A 17619-nucleotide genomic window follows, 5' to 3' on the forward strand; every position below is an offset into this window, starting at 1 on the left:
TGCCGCTAATGCGAGTGGCGTGGCTCGCCCCGCTGCTCGATTACCCGCAGGTAGAGCGTCGCACACTCAAGACAGCCGCCCGTCGAAAGCTGGCCCACGGTTTTCCGGTAGAGTTCCTGCCACGGCGTCTGCGAAGGCGGCGCGGAAAACGCCGAGTGAGCGCGGCGTCTTTCGAGTTCCGCCGGATCGATCAGCAGTTCTACGCGTCGCGCATTGAGGTCGACCTTGATGCGATCGCCCGTACGCAGCAGCGCCAGCCCCCCGCCCACGGCAGCTTCGGGCGACATGTTGAGAATCGACGGACTCGCCGACGTGCCGCTCTGCCGCCCATCGCCCATGCACGGCAGCGAAGTCACACCACGCTTGATCATCTCCGCCGGCGGCGCCATGTTCACCACCTCGGCGCTGCCCGGATAGCCGACCGTACCGCAGCCGCGAATCACCAGCATGCAGCGTTCGTCGATGTTGAGCGCGGGGTCGTTGATGCGCGCGCGGTAATCCTCTGGGCCATCGAACACGACGGCCCGCGCTTCGAACACGTTTTCCGCGCCCGGCTCGCTCAAATAGGTCTTGCGAAACGCCTCGCCCACCACCGACATCTTCATGATCGCGCTATCGAAGAAGTTGCCCGAGAGCACGATGAATCCCGCGCCATGCATCAGCGGCGCATCGCAGCTACGGATCACATCGCGGTCCGCGACTGGCGCGGCATCCGCAATTTCGCCGATCGTGCGGCCTGAAACCGTCGTGCATTCGCGCCGCACCAGCCCCGCGCGGTCGAGTTCGCGCAACACGGCCGGCACGCCGCCCGCACGATGGAAACTCTCGCCCAGATATTCGCCGGCGGGCATCGTGTTCGCCAGCAGCGGCACCTGCTCGCCAAAGTGCTGCCAGTCTTCGAGCGCGAGGTCCACGCCCATATGTCGCGCAATCGCGATCAGGTGCGGCGGGCAATTGGTCGACGCGCCCAGCGCCGACGCCACCACGATGGCATTTTCGAACGCCTCGCGCGTCATGATGCGCGACGGCCGCACATCGGCGCGCACCAGATCGACGCTGCGCTTGCCCGTGACGTAGGCCATCTGGCCGCGCTCGCGATACGCCGCGGGAATGCTCGCACAACCGGGCAGCGACATCCCCAGCGCCTCGGCGAGGCAGTTCATCGACAAAGCCGTGCCCATGGTGTTGCAATGTCCGATCGACGGCGACGACGCCGTGGTCAGCGCCATAAAACCTTCGTAGTCGATCTCACCGGCCGCCAGCAGATTGCGCGCGTGCCAGATCACCGTGCCCGAACCCACACGCTTGCCCTCGTACCAGCCGTCGAGCATCGGACCGCCCGAGAGCACGATGGCGGGCAGATCGACGGTGGCCACCGCCATCAGACAGGCGGGCGTGGTCTTGTCGCAGCCGGTGGTCAGCACCACGCCGTCAAGCGGAAAGCCGTGCAGGATTTCCACGAGGCCCAGATAGGCGAGATTGCGGTCGAGCGCCGCCGTCGGGCGGCGACTCTGCTCCGCGAGCGGATGCACGGGAAACTCCATCGGAATGCCGCCCGAGTCGCGTATGCCCGCTTTCACGCGCTCGGCGAGCGCGATGTGATGACGATTGCAGGGCGCGAGATCGCTGCCCGTCTGCGCGATGCCGATGATCGGCCGCCCGGACTGCAACTCCTCGCGCGTGAGGCCGTAATTCATGAAGCGCTCGACGTAGAGCGCGGTCATATCCGCGTGCGAGGGATCGTCGAACCATTCCTGGCTGCGCAGACGGCGGGCGGGCGTGTGTGCCATGTTGCGTGTCTCCTGTGCGACCGGCTTATGTTACCGATAACACAACGAGACTAGCACGACGCGAAAACCCGGCGCAGCCAGGGCAACCACCGCATCGGCAAGGCAAACGAAAAGTAGAGAAAGAAACGCGGAATTTCAGGCGCTTTCGCGCTCGACCACGCTGTACTGGATGCGCGTTTTCACGGTGCGGCGCGTACGGGTAGCGATCTCGTCTTCCTCGTCGGCAAGCGCGGCGAGCAGCGCGTCGCCCGCGCGCCGCCCGATCCCGTAGGCATCGACCGAAACGGTCGTGATGGTCGGGTGGCAGCAGGCCGCGATCTCGAAGTCGCCAAAGCCGGCCACGGCGATATCGCCCGGCACCGACAGGCCACGCCGCTGGCATGCCATGATCGCGCCGAACGCCGACATATCGCTGACGCACATCACCGCATCGGTGTCGGGCCAGCGTTCGAGCATTTCGGTCATGGCCGGCGCACCGTGGCTCATGGTGCCCGGCGAATCGCCCAGCCGCACCACACGGGGCTCGCCCAGCCCGAGCGCCTTGATCTCCATCTGATAGCCCTTGAGGCGATCGAGGCCGCGCCAGTCCAGCTCGCTCCCCCCGCCGATGAAGCCGATGCGCTTATGCCCTTTGCCGGCCAGATAACGCACCATTTCGCGCGCCGCGCTCACGTTCGAGAAGCCCACCGACATATCGATGGGATGCGCGGGCTGGTCCCACATCTCGACCACCGGCACGCCCGAGCGCGCGAGCAGCGTGCGCGTGGCTTGCGTGTGCTGCGAGCCGGTGAGCGCGATGCAGCGCGGCTGATGGCGCAGCATCTGGCGCACGAGGCGCTCCTCGCGTTCGAGCGAATAGTCGGTATCGCCGATCAGCAGTTCGAGTCCTTGCGCCTCCAGCACGGCGGTCAGGCCGCTCACGGTGTCCGAGAAGTTCGAACTCGACATCGACGGCACCAGCACCGCGACGAACGACGAACGACCCGACGACAGCGCGCCCGCAGCCGCATCCGCGACATAACCCAGTTCGTCGATGGCGCGCTGCACGCGTGCGCGCGTCGCTTCCGAGGCGCTGCGGCCCGCCAGCACGCGAGAGACCGTCATCTTCGACACGCCTGCGAGGCTGGCGACATCGGACATGCGCGGCGGCGTGGTTTTCGGTGCAGGGGAATTGGCCATCGGGTCAAACGGGTCGAGGTGTGAAGAGCGCCTATTTTAGCGGCAGCGGCGCAGCGGCCTGAAAACGAGGTTGTCGCCGCACGCGCACGGCCAGAGCGCGGCGGCGCGCACAGGCGCACAATGCACGGCGCGCTTCAGCGCTTTTCGAACCTTCGCACGCCTGTCCTCAGGACACTTTCAGGAGACACGCCATGTCCTCTTCGCCACGCAGCGTCGCGGAAAAACGCGCCGCGTTCCGCGCCCTGCATGCTTCGGGCTGCTTTGTATTGCCGAATCCCTGGGACGCAGGCAGCGCCCGGTACCTCGAAAGCGCGGGCTTCAAGGCGCTCGCCACCACCAGCTCCGGCTTCGCGTGGTCGCACGGATTGGCGGACAACCACGTCTCGCGCGATGCGGTTCTCGCCCATCTGCGCGAGATCGTTGCGGCCACCGATCTGCCCGTCAATGCCGACTTCGAAAGCGGCTTTGGCGATGATGCAGCGGGCGTGGCGCAAAGCGTAGCGCTCGCCGTCGATACCGGTATCGCTGGCCTCTCCATCGAAGACTCGACCGGCAACGCCGATGCGCCGTTGCGCTCGATTCACGTTAGCGTGGAACGGATCAAGGCGGCGCGCAGCGCCATCGATACTCGCGGCGGCGACACACTGCTGATCGGTCGCGCGGAAAACTTCATCGTCGGCGTGCCCGATCTCGACGATACGATCGCACGTCTGAAGGCTTACGCGGATGCAGGCGCAGACTGTCTCTACGCGCCGGGCCTGAATACGCGCGAGCAGATCGCCGCAGTCGTGGCGGCAGTCGCGCCGAAGCCGGTGAATTTGCTGGTAGGATCGGTCTCCCCGTTCACGGTGCAGGAACTCGCAGAACTAGGCGTGCGGCGCATCAGCGTGGGCGGCGCGTTGGCCCGCTCCGCTTGGGGCGGTTTCATCCGCGCCGTGGAAACGCTGCGCGAAGGCCGTTTCGATGGCTTCCTCAACGCAGCGCCCGGAAACCAGCTCAACGATTTATTCAGCACGCCGGATTAATTCAGCGCTCGTGAATGCCTGATGCACGATCAAGGAATCGTGAAGCGTTTCACGAGCGTCAGTTCCCCCGCCTTGCGCATCGGCGCGCGAATCGTCTCGCTCTTTTCGTTTGGCGTGCCTTCGTCGGTGATGATGGTGACCTGCGCCACCGTCATGTCCGCACCGCTATTGCCCTGGCCGTAGTAGTTCACGTAGACCAGATACGTGCCGTGCAGCGGCGCGGCGCTCGAATAGATCTCCGGGCCGTAACCCGTCGTCACGTCCACGTCGAGCGCGCCGCCGTTGGGCGCAACGCGATCCCCGTACCACGTGTGCACGCCATCGGGCGAAACTACATGCAGGTCGAGATCGGTGCCGTCGGTGTCCCAGGCCAGTACGATACGCAACCGCGGGTGCGTCTTGTTCGCGTAGGCTTCGTAGAACTGCACGCGCTTTCGCGTGCCGTCCCTGGTGCGCAGTTCCACGCCATTGCTGCCCGAGCCGAATGCGAAAGGCCGCGAAAACGTGCCGTCTTCTTCGATACGCTGCGGCATGGGCGTGCCGTTCACCACCAGCGTGCCCACCGACGTGGCCGACTTCGCCTTCGGCGCCGATTTGATCTGCCCTGCGATCAGCGCGTTCAAGCTCTGCCCTTCGGGCGTGCTGACCGCCACGGCAGGATAGTGGACGTCCTGCGTATAACGCGCTTCATCGCCCGCCGAATTGCGCCAGCCGTTCAGCGGCGCGGTGAACTCGATGGTGTCGGCCTGCGCGGCGCACGCGCAGATCGCCAGCGCAACGGCGGCCAGAGCGCGGCACGCGGGACGGGATTTGAGGCGGATCGCATTCATGTTCGTACGCTTGTCAATGAGTCTGTTTGCCGTTGCGCGTTCAAAGCCGCTCGCTCTTCACGAGCACGAGATCGCCGATCTTGCGCAGCGGCACCACGCGTGTCTCGCGACGCTCGCCCGGCGTGTTCTCGTTGAACACGAGCGTGAGCGTGGCGGTGATCACATCCCGGTCGTGAGCATGCGCGTCGAAGTTATAGCCGGTCGAATCGAAATTGCCCCAGTAATTGAGGAAGAATAGCCAGGTTCCGTGCTCGGGCGCGGCCGATGAGAAGATCCCCGGTCCCGCGCCATCGACGGAATCGACGTCGAAGCCGCTGCCGTCTTCAAGGACCGGATTCGCGAAGAAAGCGTGCAGCCCGCCCGGCGTAATGACGTGCAGATCGACTTGCGCACGCGGATCGTCCCAGGTCACGATGGCGCGCAATCTGGCCTGCGGTTTGGTGCGATCCGCCTCGTAAAACTGCATGCGCTGATGTTTCGTGCCGTCGGGCGAAATGATCTCGATACTATTCGAACCCGCGCCGAACGCCCACGGACGCGCGAACCCACCCTGTTCGTCGGTATAGAGCGGCGTGGCGTTGCCGTTGATGACGAGCATGGGCGGACGGCGCGCGTGCGCATCGACATGTTTCAACTGGCCTTCGATCAGCGTGCGAAAGCGTTGCGCGCCGCGATCGACGGGCGGGCGCGGGTATGCCGCGACGTATTGCTCGCCTTCGTCGGTGAGGCCGCCATGCCGCCAGCCGTTGAATGCGCCGGTCATGCGCGCGAGCGCGCCGCCTTCCGGCGACGCATCGCCGCCCGCCATGACGTTGACGCTGGCGAGCGAGGCGGCAAGAACGCAGGCTTGCGCGAACGGTTTCATCGTCATTCAGCTTCCCGTGAGAATCAGCTTGCGCGCGGTCTGCTCGATGAACGTCTCATCCTGGCCGCGCGGATGATGCGCGAATGCCAGATGCAGATATTCGTGAGTCAGCGCGATGCGGTCGTCGTCGGAGCGCAGGCGGCGAATGTAGACGCGGTTGCGCCCGGCGTCCGCATACGGGCGTCCCGAAGTCACTTCGCACACTGCTGGTAATTCGGGTTCCTCATAACCTGGTTCGCTCGCGAGGCGGCGCGCCCAGAGCGGCGCTTCGCGCCCCAGCCACTCGCGCGCGCCCACCACCGGCTCGCAGTCGCCCGCGAGCGGGCTGGCGAACGATGTGAGCGTGGCCTGCGGCCAGGTCCGCGCGAGGATCGCATCGAAGGTGAGTCCGCGCTGCGCGGCGGCCCTGGCGTCGAGCCAGCTCATTTGCCCAGGCGCCGCCTTGTCGTGATGAAATTGCACGGGCACGCCAGCGAGCACAAGCCCATCGGTGAAATCGGCGGCGTTGCGCGACGCGGCGCGCGGCGGGCGCGGCAAGACGCGCTGCGTGCGGCTGCTGTCGTCGATTTCGTAGCAGCCGCGCTCGCGACCCGCGTTCTGCACGAGATAGCTGCGCGCCGCCACGGCCAGCGCACGCGCCGCTTGCGGCTGCGCCGTGTCGCCTTCACGCTCGACCACGCGCGCAATGTAGTCGTTCATACCAAAACGCCCGACGATATGCAGACGACCATCGTCGTCGCGATCGAGGCGCATGTCGCCATGGCTTTCGATCGGCAGCGAATTGCCGTTTTCGAACGCCACGCTGAACGTGCCGTCGAGCAGGCCCGGCTGCACGGGACGCCCGCCCGCGCGCGTATCGAAGACGTTTCGTATCGGATATCGGGAAAAGAATTCGACGCTTACGCATGCACGGTCATCGGCGACCGTGCTTTGCGCAACGAGCGGCGCGATGCGCGGCGCAGCCGCCGCCAGCACGCGCACGCTGCCGCCGCGCCCGCCCATCCAGACCGGCGTGCCATCGGCAAGCCAGCCCGCCGCGCCGCCTTCGTAGCCGCCTGCATTCGATGGATCGGGCATGGTCCAGGTCTTGGCGCGCAGCAAACTGCCGTAGAGCGACACCGTGCCTTCGCCGCGCCCGCTGGTGACGACCGACACCAGCGTATTGCCGGTCTCGTCGCGGGCGCGCGCGGGAATCGCCTGCAAGGCCGCGAGCAGTTCGTCCACCCGCACGCGCTTATCGGGCTTCAGCGCATAGAGGTCCAGCAGCCACGCAGGCGCATTGCGCCTGCGCCAATATTGCCGCCAGCCCGCCGGATCGAGTTGCAGCCGATGCGGCTCGAAGAAGAGTCCGCACGATTGCACCAGCGCGCGCTCGCGGTCGATGTGGCCGCCCGTCATGCAGCAGTACACCTCTTCGCGGTCGCCGCCTTGGCACTGATAGTCGGGCGCTGGAATCTGCCGGTCGACGAGATAGGCGTAGACGAACAGCTTCCACACGCTGCCGAGTTGCGTGCCGAGCGTCACCGGCAACGCCACGCCGGCGCCCGGTGAGGCAGGCGTGGCCGCGTCGTTCGCGTCGAAGGTCCACAGGCGCGCGCTGCCGTCGCGCAGCCACGCAAAGCGCAATGTCGGCGGCGCGGCGGCATGAGCGGCGCTTGCGCACAACAGCGCAAGCAGCCACGCCACGGCCTGCACGCCCGCTCTGCGGAAGATGCGCCCTTTCACCTCGACCTCACTCGATGCGCAGCGTGACCATGCGGTCGCTGCGGCCGCCTTCGTACGCCTTCTGCTCCGGCTGATACATGCGGAAGTAGCGCGCCGGCGGCATCGTGAAGGCACCCGGCACCGCGAAGCGCACGAGCTGGCGCAGCGCGACCGGACGGTCGAGCAGCGGCACCGGCTGGTGATAGCTCAGATCGCCCATTTCATAGCTGGCCGCGCGCGCGAACGGCTGCGGTCCGCCGCCGCCCTCGGCCGCGCCTGGCAGGCCGTCGATGCTCATGCCCCAACTGGTCGCCTCGACCGAGCCGCCCGGCGGCAGCGGCACGTCCAGCAAACCGTAGTGCAGCGCCGATTTGTCCTGCGGCGTGAGCGTGACTTCGTCGACATACAGCGCATTGCTGTCGATCGCGTCGCCCGCTTTCACGCGATGCGCCTCGAAGGTGGAATGACCTTCGGCCTTGTCGGCATCGGTTTTCGGTGCGATCGGATCGAGTCGATAGAACACGCGCTCGATCTTCACCGGCAAGCGGCTCGCCTGCACTGCGCGGCTGCGATAGGAGACCAGCGCTGCAACGTCCGGACGCGCCACGCCCACGTCGAGCGAGGTCGGCAGCTGCGCGCCCGTCCACTTCCAGAGGCTCGCGCCGGTGGCCGTCGAGGTGCGCGTCCAGCCGCTGCCCTGGAGCGTCGGCAAGGCCTGCGCCGTGTCGCCGTTACGCGAGCCGGCCATCGCCTTGCGCAGCCACAGCAGCGTGAGCGCGCGGTCGACGGTCGGATACGACGCGCTGCTTTGCGCAAGCACCGCGTTCGCATCGACCGGCGTGCCCGCGTCGCCCGCCATCGCCAGCAGCGCCTGGATCAGCGGCGTGGGGTTCGTCATCAGCGAGGCGCGCGCGCGCGCGGCGAGCGCTTCGAAACCTTCCGGCAAGCTCGCGTTGGTGGCGTGCGCCGTCCATGCCGTCAAGATCGCCGCCGCTTGCAGACCGCGCGGCGAATCGGGCGCGGCAAACACCAGGCTGTCCTCGACGCCGTAGTTGTCGCGCGATGCTTTGGCATCCTGATCGAACATCGTCGATGTCTGTTGCGCGAGCTGACCGGCCACGCCCGCCACCGGCGTTGCGACCGGCAGGCCCATCTGCTGGAGCAGCCAGAGCGCGAGCGCGCGATGCAGCAACGGCTCTTTCGCGCCTTCGTCGCGATAGACATCGAGCGCGTGCTGCCAGTTGCTGTCCGGCAGCGTGATGCCGAGGCTGCGGCTCGCGAGCCAGTCCGCGTAATACGCGTAGGCGGTGATGAACGCGCTGCCGCCCGTGGTATCGCCCCACCAGCCGAATGCGCCGTTGATGCCCGCGAGCAGCGCAAGCCGCTGGCGCTGGTTGCGCAGGCGTGCTTCGATGCCCTGGGTTGTGCTTTGCGAACCCGCGCCGTCCAGCACGTCATGCGCGAGTGCGAGCGGAATCAGGCGGCTCGACGTTTGTTCCGCGCATCCGTAGGGATACTCGATCAGATCGTCGGCCACACGCGCGAACTGGCTTGTGCCGTTCGCCACCAAACGCACGCGCACATCCTGCGCATCGGGCGCGAGCGCCAGCGGTTTCGGATTCGTGTCGAGCGTGAGCGGCACTTCGCGCAGATCGAGCCAGCCCGGCGCACCCAGGCTCACCGTGGTCTGCAGACGGTCCATGTCACGGCCGTTCACGCGCAGCGCCGCATCGACGACACCCGGCGTGAGCGCCACGCGCGGCAGCGCCAGATAGTTCGCGCCAGGCTTGAGCGTCACCTTGCGATCGACCGCCAGGCCCGCGCCGTTGACGGCCCATTGCGCGTCCACATCGGCATTGCCCTGATTGAACGCGATCATGTCGATCACCGGCTGATCGCCGCTGCGGAAGCTCGCCGGGCCGCTCCATTTCAGGTAGAGCGGTTTGTCCGAGCGCACATACGCGGTGCGCTGGCCAACCGTGCCGTCCGCCGCAATCGCGCGCACGGTGACGCGCCAACGCGCCAGCGCGTCAGGCATGCGAAAGCTCATGCGGGCATGGCCGCTCGCGTCGGTTTGCAGATCGGCTTGCCATGCGGCTGTGTCGATATCGTCGCGACGCGGACGCTCCAGCACCTTCACGCCGCGCTCGTTGTACTGGCCGCGCTGCGGACCGCCAGGCGCGCCGCGCATCGCCGAAAGCGCGAGATCGTAGGTGATGAACGACAGGCTGGAGGTGGTGCGCACGTTATTGCGACGCGGGTGATAGAAGAAGTCCGAGATATTCGGCGCAATCTCCGGCTGCAGCACGTAGACCATCTCGTCGACCACGCTCACGGTCAGATGCGCGGGCAAGGGCTTGCCGGCCAGCGCGCTGCCAAGATCGAGCGTGACCGTTTCGCCAGGCTGGTACACGGCCTTGTCGCTCTTCACGCTCAAATCGATCGACGGCTTCGCGACCACGATGCCCGCGTTCTGGAACACGTATTCGCCGTTATGCACATAGAGCACCGAGAATGTCATGTTCGGCGCGAATTGCGCACCGACCTTGATACGCGCCTTCCATTGCGTCGGCGCGACGCGCGTGAGGCTCAGCCAGTCCGCGCCCTTCGTGAGCAGCGCGCGCGCCTCCACGCTGTCGCGTTCGAGCGTGAGCAGCGCATCGTCTACTGCGTACGGGAAGGTAATGAGCGCCTCGGCCGTATCGCCGATCTGGTAGTGGTCGCGGTCGAACACGATCTCGACGCTGCCGGGGATCGCCTTGAGGCCATCGCCCGCGACCCAGTGGCTGGCCGCCGCGAGCAGATTGCCCGCATCGTCCTTCACCGAGAGCATGTACGAACCCGGTTCGTCGAACTGCAGCGGGAAGCTCACGCGGCCATCCGCGCCGGGGGCGGGCAGCGTGCCTTCGGCTTTGGTCTGCGATTCGAGGCGCGTCCACTCCCACTTCGCGGGCTTGTGCGCCGGGGCGGCGTTGTTGCCCGCACTGGCGTTGTTCGCCAGCGCCGCGAGCGTGAACGTCAGCTTTTCATGCGGCTGCGAGAACGACTTCGCCGTGCTCAGCCGATACGGCGTCGCGCCGCGCGCGATCAGCACTTCGCGCGTTACGCGCACGCGGTACGCCGCGCCGTCCTGCGCGAACAGCGTGAGCGCGTAGCGGCTTGGCTCCTTTGCGGCGGGCAGCGTGAGCGTGGCGTTGCCGTCGCTATCGGTTTGCAGCTCCTGCTGTTCGAGCTTCACCGGGAAGAGGCCCGAGTAGTTCAGTTCGCCATCGACAATCGCCACCTTCTGCGCGCGCAGCGTCACCGACACCTTGCCGTTCTTCACCGGCTTGCCGTCCGGATAGCGCAGCGCGATCTTGCCCTTGGGCGTGTCGCCGGTTGCGTAGTCGGACTTGTCCATCGTCAGATTGACGTCGAAGTGCGGCTTCACGTATTCGGCCACGCGAAACGCGCCGCCGTAGGTGTCGCCGTTGTAGTCGAAGCGCAGCGTGTAGCCGCCGCCCTGCGCCGTGGTCGGCAGCGTGAAGGTGGTTTCGCCGCCCGTTTCCGATGCGAAATCCACGTTGCGCGTCGCGATGGGCGCGCCGTTCGGATCGACCACATCGAGCTTAAGCAGCGCGGCAGCCGGTGCGGTGGACTGGTTCGCACTCTGGAAGGTGCGGCCGATGAACTTCACATGCACCGTATCGCCGGGGCGATAGAGCGGCCGGTCCGTGACCGGATAGATCTTGGTGTTGTAGATCTCGCTGTCGTAGTAGAAGTTTTCCGATACGAAGACCCCGCCCTGCGGATCGCTGCCGATCACGTAGCTGCGCTCCGGCGAAACGTGATCGAGCACGAGCGCGCCGTCCGCGCCGGTCGAGCCGCTTTGCAGCACGCCCACGCCGTCGGTCCAGTTCACCTCGGTATTGGGCACCGGCTGGCCGTTGTCGCGGCGCGCGGTCCACACGAGCAGGCCACTCGACGCCGCCTTGACCACGGCGACCGTATCGGAAACGAACAGCAGCGTATGCGCGCGATAGTTCCCGATCATCGCCTCGACGAGGTAGAGGCCCGGCGGCAGCTTGCCGATCGGAATCATCACGTTGCCCGTCGACGCTTCGATGAAATTGCTGCTGCTGCCTTCGAGGTTCACGCCCTTGGGCGGCTGGATCGTCTTCGCATTCCAGATCGGATAGCGGAACCGCGTCACGAGGTCATAGCCGCGCAACGGCGCGAAGTGCGATTCGGGCTCGAAATGCGTGGGCGCGCTCACCTGATCGCCGAGCTTGAATTCAGGTTTCGCTTCCGTGACCTTGCTGCGCGTTGCGAACGACAGCACGCGCTGCCAGGCGCGGCGCGCGTCGCTCAACCAGCGGTCCCACAGATACGCGAGCGTATTCGCGAGGCCTTCGCCCTGATAGTTCGGCTTGATGTTCAGCCGATGCAGATTCTTTTGCGCCTTCAGGAACGCGAGTGGATTCGGCACCTTGTAGACCACGATATCCGCGCCGCCATAGCCTTCGAGTTCCGACTGGTATTCGCGGCCCGGCGCTTCCAGACGCACCTGCGCAAGCTGGTTGCTGCCATAGCTCGCATCGGAGAGCAGGAAGAACGGCTGGCCCTGCACTTCCTGATAATTGCTCGGGTTGGGCGCGCCCAGTGTGGGATTGGCGTCGATGTTCTGTTGCGCGGGGTCGTCATCGGCCCAGGCGGGCGCGAGTCCCGCGCCGAGCAGGAAGGCAGACGCGGCGAGGAACGTCGAAACGCGCAGGCGGGCACGCGAAGGCGCGCGTTTCATCGACATCAGGACAGAAAGCACAGCGACGAATAGACGTTGCATGGCGGCACTCATGGCGTCAGAAACGCGAAACGAAACACACCGACGAAATTCGGATTGCCGTCGAACGGCTGCCAGCGGGAATCTTTCCATTGCATCAGGTCGGAAACGGCGACGGCGCGCAGACCGCTATCGGTCGGCGTGACGGTGCCCGTGTGATAAGCGATGTAGCGATCGAGCCAGATCATCAGATGCTGGTCGTCGCCTTGATCGAAGAACAGCAGGTCGCCCGGAAGCGCCTGATTGACGTCGCGCGAAACGAAACGGCTGTTGCGCTGGATCAGCGCGATGGCCGAGGCGTAAGCGCCCACGCTGCCGTCGATGCGGGTCCAGCGGTTGGCCAACGTGCGCTGCTGTTCGCTCAGTCGCAGTTCGGGCGGCAGGCGGCTCGCGTCGGCGGCGCTGTTCATGCCGTTGGCCTTAAGCCAGCGCGCGTCGTGCTCGCGCAGCGCTTCCATGGCGGCAAAGCGCACGAGGCCCGCGCAGTCGCGCTGGGTCCAGCGCGGCGTGGGACCGCGCCGGATCTGCTGATCGACGATACGCACGAACCAGGCGCGAAAGATCGCCGATTGCTCGGGCGTGAGCGCATCGGGATCGGGCGCGGCCTGGGTCGGCATCAGCGCGCTCGCGGGTCGCGTGAGCGCCATGCCGAGCGCTGCCGCGCTGCTGAGGAGGAACCGGCGGCGCATGGTCAATTCGCGCTCGTGCCGGGTTGGTCGGCTTGATTGGCTTGATTGGCTTGATCGTGCGAGCCTTCGCTATCGCCGGTATCGTCGGCGTCCTTTGGACCCGCGCCGAGCGGCCGCCCCGCCGCCGTGTCGCCGCGCGGCGATGCGCTGGCGCGCGATTCGAAGTGCCATTGCACCGGCACCCAGCCCAGCGACGAGGGCAACGAATCCGGCAGGCTCAGCGCGAACGGCGCATAGCTGGCGACCGCGTGCAGCTTGGGCAGCAGATGCGTACGCGCGGCGTTGCGGAACACAGCTTCCTGATCGGCCGGCAATGAACGCCCGGCTTCGCGCTCCACAAGCGCCGCCGAGGTGGCGGGCGTGATCGACATCACGGTGGCTGCGAGGCGCTGCGGCGCGAGCGTATCGGCAATCGCCGGATAGCGCTTGTCGAGCACGGCGAGCGTGTCGTCCACGAGACGCGCATCGGGCGAGAACACCACGTAACCGTGCGCGAGCGCGAGCGTGACCGGGAAGTAGCGCGGCGCGGACAACTGCGCCGCATAGGACGAGCCAGCGCTTTGCGCCGTGCCCGAGCGCGCGCTAACGGGGCGTGTCCAGACGCTGACGTCGGCGGACGGCTCGCTCGCCTTCACGGGCAGACGGCGATAACCGGCTTCGTTGCCCGCCTTCGCCTCGTAAGCGCCGATGGCGTCGCCGAAGGCGCCCGCGAGCGCGCTCTTGATCGCCGCGAGTTGCGTCGGATCCTGCACGGCTTGCGGTTTGAGACGTGCGACGAAGACCGGCGCGACCAGCGTCGATTTCGCGTACCAGCACACGCCAGCAGGGCCCGCGAAGCTTTCACGTACGATCTTCGAGGCGGCCTGTTCGCCGTCGCCGAGTTTGTCGAACAGATTGGCGGCGTCGTTCCAGTCCACCGGCAAGCTCGCGCAGGCCGCGGCGTTGGCGGGCAGCGCGCGCCAGAGATCGGCGCTATTCCAGTGCTGCGGCAGATGAGCCGGATCGATCAGGGCCGCCGTGCTCCATGTGCCGCTGGCGTCTGCCGGGTCAGCGTTCTTGCCGGACGCGGCGAAGTCGAAGCGCAAGGCGTTCACGCCCGCGAAAAAGGCCTGGTAGCCGAACGACAGATAGTTGACCGAGACGATCAGGCGATGACCGTTGACTTCGGGGGCGTCGTCGAGGCGATAGGTATGGAGGGCGTCCGCGCCGCCGTCATCGAGCATTTTGCCGAGCGCCGAGGCGCGATCGCCGATGGTCTTGCCGTCTGCATCGAGCAGGATGCCGGGCTCCGACATCACGACAAGGCGATCGTCCTTCGCGGCGAACAGCAGGGTGTGACCCACCGCGAGTTTGAGCGCATAGACGGGCACACCTCCCGATAGCGTGGCCGCCTGGCTCAACTGCGTATCACCCGCGGCAACATTGCCGACGGCCTGCAACAACTTCGCGAGGCCGTTGCGACGCATCGTCATGACCCAGTAGCCGAGGCGTCCATCGGGCGAACGCCAGAGCAACACGCGTGAGGGTTCGTCAAAGACGCGCTTGATCAGTTCGTCGCGCCAGTCGAGATCGTGCTCGAAGGCGAGACGGCGCACCGCGCCTTCAGCCGACAGTCGCGCGGCATTGGATTGGTAATAGTCGACGAAATCGCGCGTAAGCAGCGCGTGCAGTAATGGCACCCGAATCATGTCGCGCGGCAAACGCGAAAGTGCGGCGCTGTCGATGATGGCGTCGGGATATCGAATATCGAATGCGGCTTCGTGAGAGCGGAATGCCCCTTTGCCGCCGAACGGTCGCCAAATCGCCTGAATGGCGACCAGCGCAACGATTAAAACCGCAACGGTTATCGCGGTCTTTTTGCGCGTTAACTTCATGGGATCGAATGCCCTGGAATTGATATTGGTCTTTTCTTGCCATTTCCTGCGCGCCCGCGTTCTGCCTTGCTGCGGACGCATGGCCGTCATTAGCGCGATCTTCCCTGCGGGGCATTTAGTTACCGCAATCGGCTAATTAGGGCAGGCTCGAATACTACCCCAAAATGTGTTTTAGCAACATGAAGGCGCGCATTTTTCTTAATTAAGGATATGCGTAACGCTTAATCCAGTTGATTAAACCATGATTTACCGAATGAGTTTGAGAGTGCTCAACTAATACGTAAAAAATACGCACCATTTCGATCCTTTGCTTCATCGCTTCTGTTTGTCTGACGGGTTCACGCTCCCATGCTGTCCTTTTTTGCCGCCCAAGTTGTCATATCAGGGTCACTACCTGGCCAATGTCGATTGACAATAAACATCTTGTCTAACAACAATCCTTGTCCAAAACCGGCCGCTTACTACGGCCGCCGCGCAGACGGTCAAAGACAAAAAACATCAGCGAGACAAACAGGAGGCGTCATTCATGACAACGCAGAAGAACGACACGCGCTTGAATTCGATCCGTCCAGCCGGCACGCCCGCCTCACCGGGACGCCGCAATTTCATGGCACTGGCCGGCGCAACTGCGGGGGCAACCTTGCTGGGCAGCCTGCCCGGCTGCGGCGGGAATGTCGATACACCGGCAGGCGCTTCGGGGAGTACAACGCCGGTTCCTGTCGACCCGATCTGGGGGTCCACGGGCGCGGCCCAGCAGATCATCGACGCGTTGCAGCACATCACGCCTTCGATGTTCGCCTCGGTGGACTTCGTTGTCACATCCTATGGCGCAACGCCGCTCACCTCGCAGGTGGTTGCCGCGACAGCCTGGAGCCCTGCGATTCCCTGGCTCGGACAGAGCGCGTCGCCAACCAGCCCGGGCGCGGACCAGATGGTGTCGGCGTCACTGACCGGTACGACCTTCGACTCGCGTAAGGCTTTCAACAATGCGATCGTCGCCGCCAATGCGGCAGGCGGTGGGCGCGTGGTCGTACCTGCAGGCAACTGGTATTGCGGCGGCCCCATCGTACTGCTTAGCAATGTCAACTTCCATCTGAGCGCGAACTGCACGATCTATTTCAGCCCGAACCCAGCGGACTATGCGACAAGCGGCCCGCATGCCACGGCCAACGGCAATCTTTACTGGACGCGCTGGCAGGCTAACGACTGCCTGAACTTCGGCTCGCCGGTCTACGCTTATCAGCAGCAGAACATTGGCCTGAGCGGCGAAGGCGATACCTCGATCCTCAACGGCCAGTCGATGACGCCCGCGCAGGCCAACGGCACGACGCCGTCGTTCTGCTGGTGGACGTTCAAGGGAACGAATGGCGCGTATGATTGCGCAAGTTCGTCGACGCCATCGCAGGCTTATGCGAATCCGAACAATGCGGCGCTCACTTCGCTCAGCAGTTCCTCGATCACGAACCCTGAATCAGCCACGCTGTTGCCGCTGCTCGATGCGGGCACTTCATGGGCGCAGGATCAGAATTACTTGCCCGCGCTGGCGGAACTGGGTGTAGCGGTCGAACAACGCATCTTCGGCAACGGTCATTAGTCGCCCCTGAACAATTCGTTTTGGCCGTCGTCGGCGTCAGCCGGCGGATGCTCTCCGATCGACCGGGATGAACAGGGCGATGAGAACAAAGGCGTAAAAAAGCCGCAGCTTCCTCAGGATTATCCGCAGGTTGTGACCGGCGCCGCATAGTACAGCGTGCATCGCGTCACCGAGCGCTCCCTTCAGCCAGTTCCGATCGAGTTTGCCATCTGTCTTCATGTGGCCGATGGCTGGCTCAATCGCGCTGCGCCGTCTGATCATTGCCCGTAATCCGCGCGTGATGCCTCGCCGCAACCCCGGGTGGTAGATCTTCACACCTTCGATGTCTACGCCCTTGTAGCCGCGGTCCACGACGGCGATTTCTGGCGTGACGTCGCTCAGGATCTCCGCCTGCTCCAGCGCCTCTGCGAGCGTGTGACCATCGTACGGATTGCCCGGCATCGAGCGCATGCCAACAACCAGGCCTTCCTTGTGCGTCGTCGTGATCGACACTTTCACCCCGAACTCATATGGGGTGCGCGCCTTGCCCTTGGCCAGACACTCCACCTCTGGCGCATGCAGTGCGTAGAGCTTGTTTTTGTCCTTTGTCTTTTGCGACAGGATCCGCTTCGTGCGCCCAATCAGTTCCTGCAGGTCCGCGCGATCGCCTTCGCAGACCGCATCGATCTGCCTTTCCACGTCACGCATCACCCGGCCCACACGCGAGCGCAACGTACGCAGCACTTTCTTCATTCGTTTGTACTGCTTCGCATGAGCGTAGCGGCCAATCTGACGCGCCAGGTGCGGCGCCTCGCGGTTGTAGTTCTGCCTCAGCTTCAGGCCGTGCCGCGCTGCGGCCTTCACCAGATGTTCGCGGCACCGTTCAAGGAGTCGCGAATCGGTCGGGTGTGCGATCGCTTTCTGCATGACCGTCGTGTCGACAATCACGCGCTTCACGCTTGCGGCCTTGATCACGCCAGCACGCTTTGCCGCTTCGATTGTTTCGGCCAGCAACTCTTCGACACCAGCCTCGCCCAACCGCTTGCGCCAGCGCGTCAGGCTCGACGGATCGATCGGCGGCTCGGTCTGCAGGTACGTCTCGCCGGTGAATACCTGATTGCGGTAGGAATACCAGTTACCCGATACCCCCCGCTTAGATCCGAACGTGCCCAATTTAGAGCGGCTAACACAACCTGGACATGAGGCCATGAAAGCCATATCCTGGCGGCATGGCCAGACGAAAAATCAGTAACGAGTTATGGTCGGCGCTG

9 protein-coding genes and 2 pseudogenes are annotated in these 17619 nt (G+C 65.1%); 2 read left to right on the top strand and 9 right to left on the bottom strand.

Annotated features, from left to right (window positions below):
* Window positions 1-5: 5 nt before the first annotated feature.
* Window positions 6-1790: an IlvD/Edd family dehydratase gene (locus F4827_RS33655; RefSeq protein WP_183733221.1), complete on the bottom strand. Its 1785-nt coding sequence runs from the start codon at window positions 1788-1790 to the stop codon at window positions 6-8.
* Window positions 1791-1925: 135 nt separating this feature from the next.
* Window positions 1926-2930, bottom strand: a complete 1005-nt coding sequence (locus F4827_RS33660) for a LacI family DNA-binding transcriptional regulator (protein ID WP_183733244.1) — start codon at window positions 2928-2930, stop codon at window positions 1926-1928.
* A 230-nt stretch (window positions 2931-3160) separates the two neighbouring features.
* Between F4827_RS33660 and F4827_RS33665 the strand changes: the two genes are divergently transcribed.
* A complete protein-coding gene (locus F4827_RS33665) occupies window positions 3161-3994 on the top strand; it encodes an oxaloacetate decarboxylase (RefSeq protein WP_183733223.1) in 834 nt (277 codons plus the stop codon).
* Window positions 3995-4023: 29 nt separating this feature from the next.
* Here the strand turns inward: F4827_RS33665 and F4827_RS33670 are convergent, their stop codons facing one another.
* The 6 genes from F4827_RS33670 to F4827_RS33695 all read right to left on the bottom strand — a co-directional run bounded on the left by F4827_RS33670 (window position 4024) and on the right by F4827_RS33695 (window position 14775).
* Window positions 4024-4824 (bottom strand): YfaP family protein, encoded by an 801-nt coding sequence (locus tag F4827_RS33670; RefSeq protein WP_183733226.1) that lies wholly within the window; start codon window positions 4822-4824, stop codon window positions 4024-4026.
* Between the two features lie 40 nt (window positions 4825-4864).
* Window positions 4865-5632 carry a DUF2135 domain-containing protein gene (locus F4827_RS33675; protein WP_183733247.1) on the bottom strand — a complete coding sequence of 256 codons (768 nt, stop codon included), beginning with the start codon at window positions 5630-5632 and terminating at the stop codon, window positions 4865-4867.
* A gap of 63 nt (window positions 5633-5695) precedes the next feature.
* Window positions 5696-7414, bottom strand: coding sequence for a DUF2300 domain-containing protein (locus F4827_RS33680; RefSeq protein WP_409258897.1), 1719 nt, complete (start codon window positions 7412-7414; stop codon window positions 5696-5698).
* A gap of 7 nt (window positions 7415-7421) precedes the next feature.
* Window positions 7422-12215, bottom strand: coding sequence for an alpha-2-macroglobulin (locus tag F4827_RS33685; protein ID WP_183733229.1), 4794 nt, complete (start codon window positions 12213-12215; stop codon window positions 7422-7424).
* An 8-nt stretch (window positions 12216-12223) separates the two neighbouring features.
* Window positions 12224-12901 (bottom strand): DUF1175 family protein, encoded by a 678-nt coding sequence (locus tag F4827_RS33690; RefSeq protein WP_183733232.1) that lies wholly within the window; start codon window positions 12899-12901, stop codon window positions 12224-12226.
* 2 nt (window positions 12902-12903) lie between these two features.
* Window positions 12904-14775, bottom strand: coding sequence for a DUF2138 family protein (locus F4827_RS33695; protein ID WP_183733235.1), 1872 nt, complete (start codon window positions 14773-14775; stop codon window positions 12904-12906).
* A gap of 526 nt (window positions 14776-15301) precedes the next feature.
* Between F4827_RS33695 and F4827_RS33705 the strand changes: the two are divergent.
* Window positions 15302-16366: pseudogene (locus F4827_RS33705) on the top strand (endopolygalacturonase); the annotation flags it as partial.
* Between the two features lie 39 nt (window positions 16367-16405).
* Here the strand turns inward: F4827_RS33705 and F4827_RS33710 are convergent.
* Window positions 16406-17464, bottom strand: a pseudogene (locus tag F4827_RS33710) (IS5 family transposase); the annotation flags it as partial.
* Window positions 17465-17619: the final 155 nt, after the last annotated feature.

It is taken from the genome of Paraburkholderia bannensis, from assembly GCF_014200455.1.
GTDB lineage: Bacteria > Pseudomonadota > Gammaproteobacteria > Burkholderiales > Burkholderiaceae > Paraburkholderia > Paraburkholderia bannensis_A.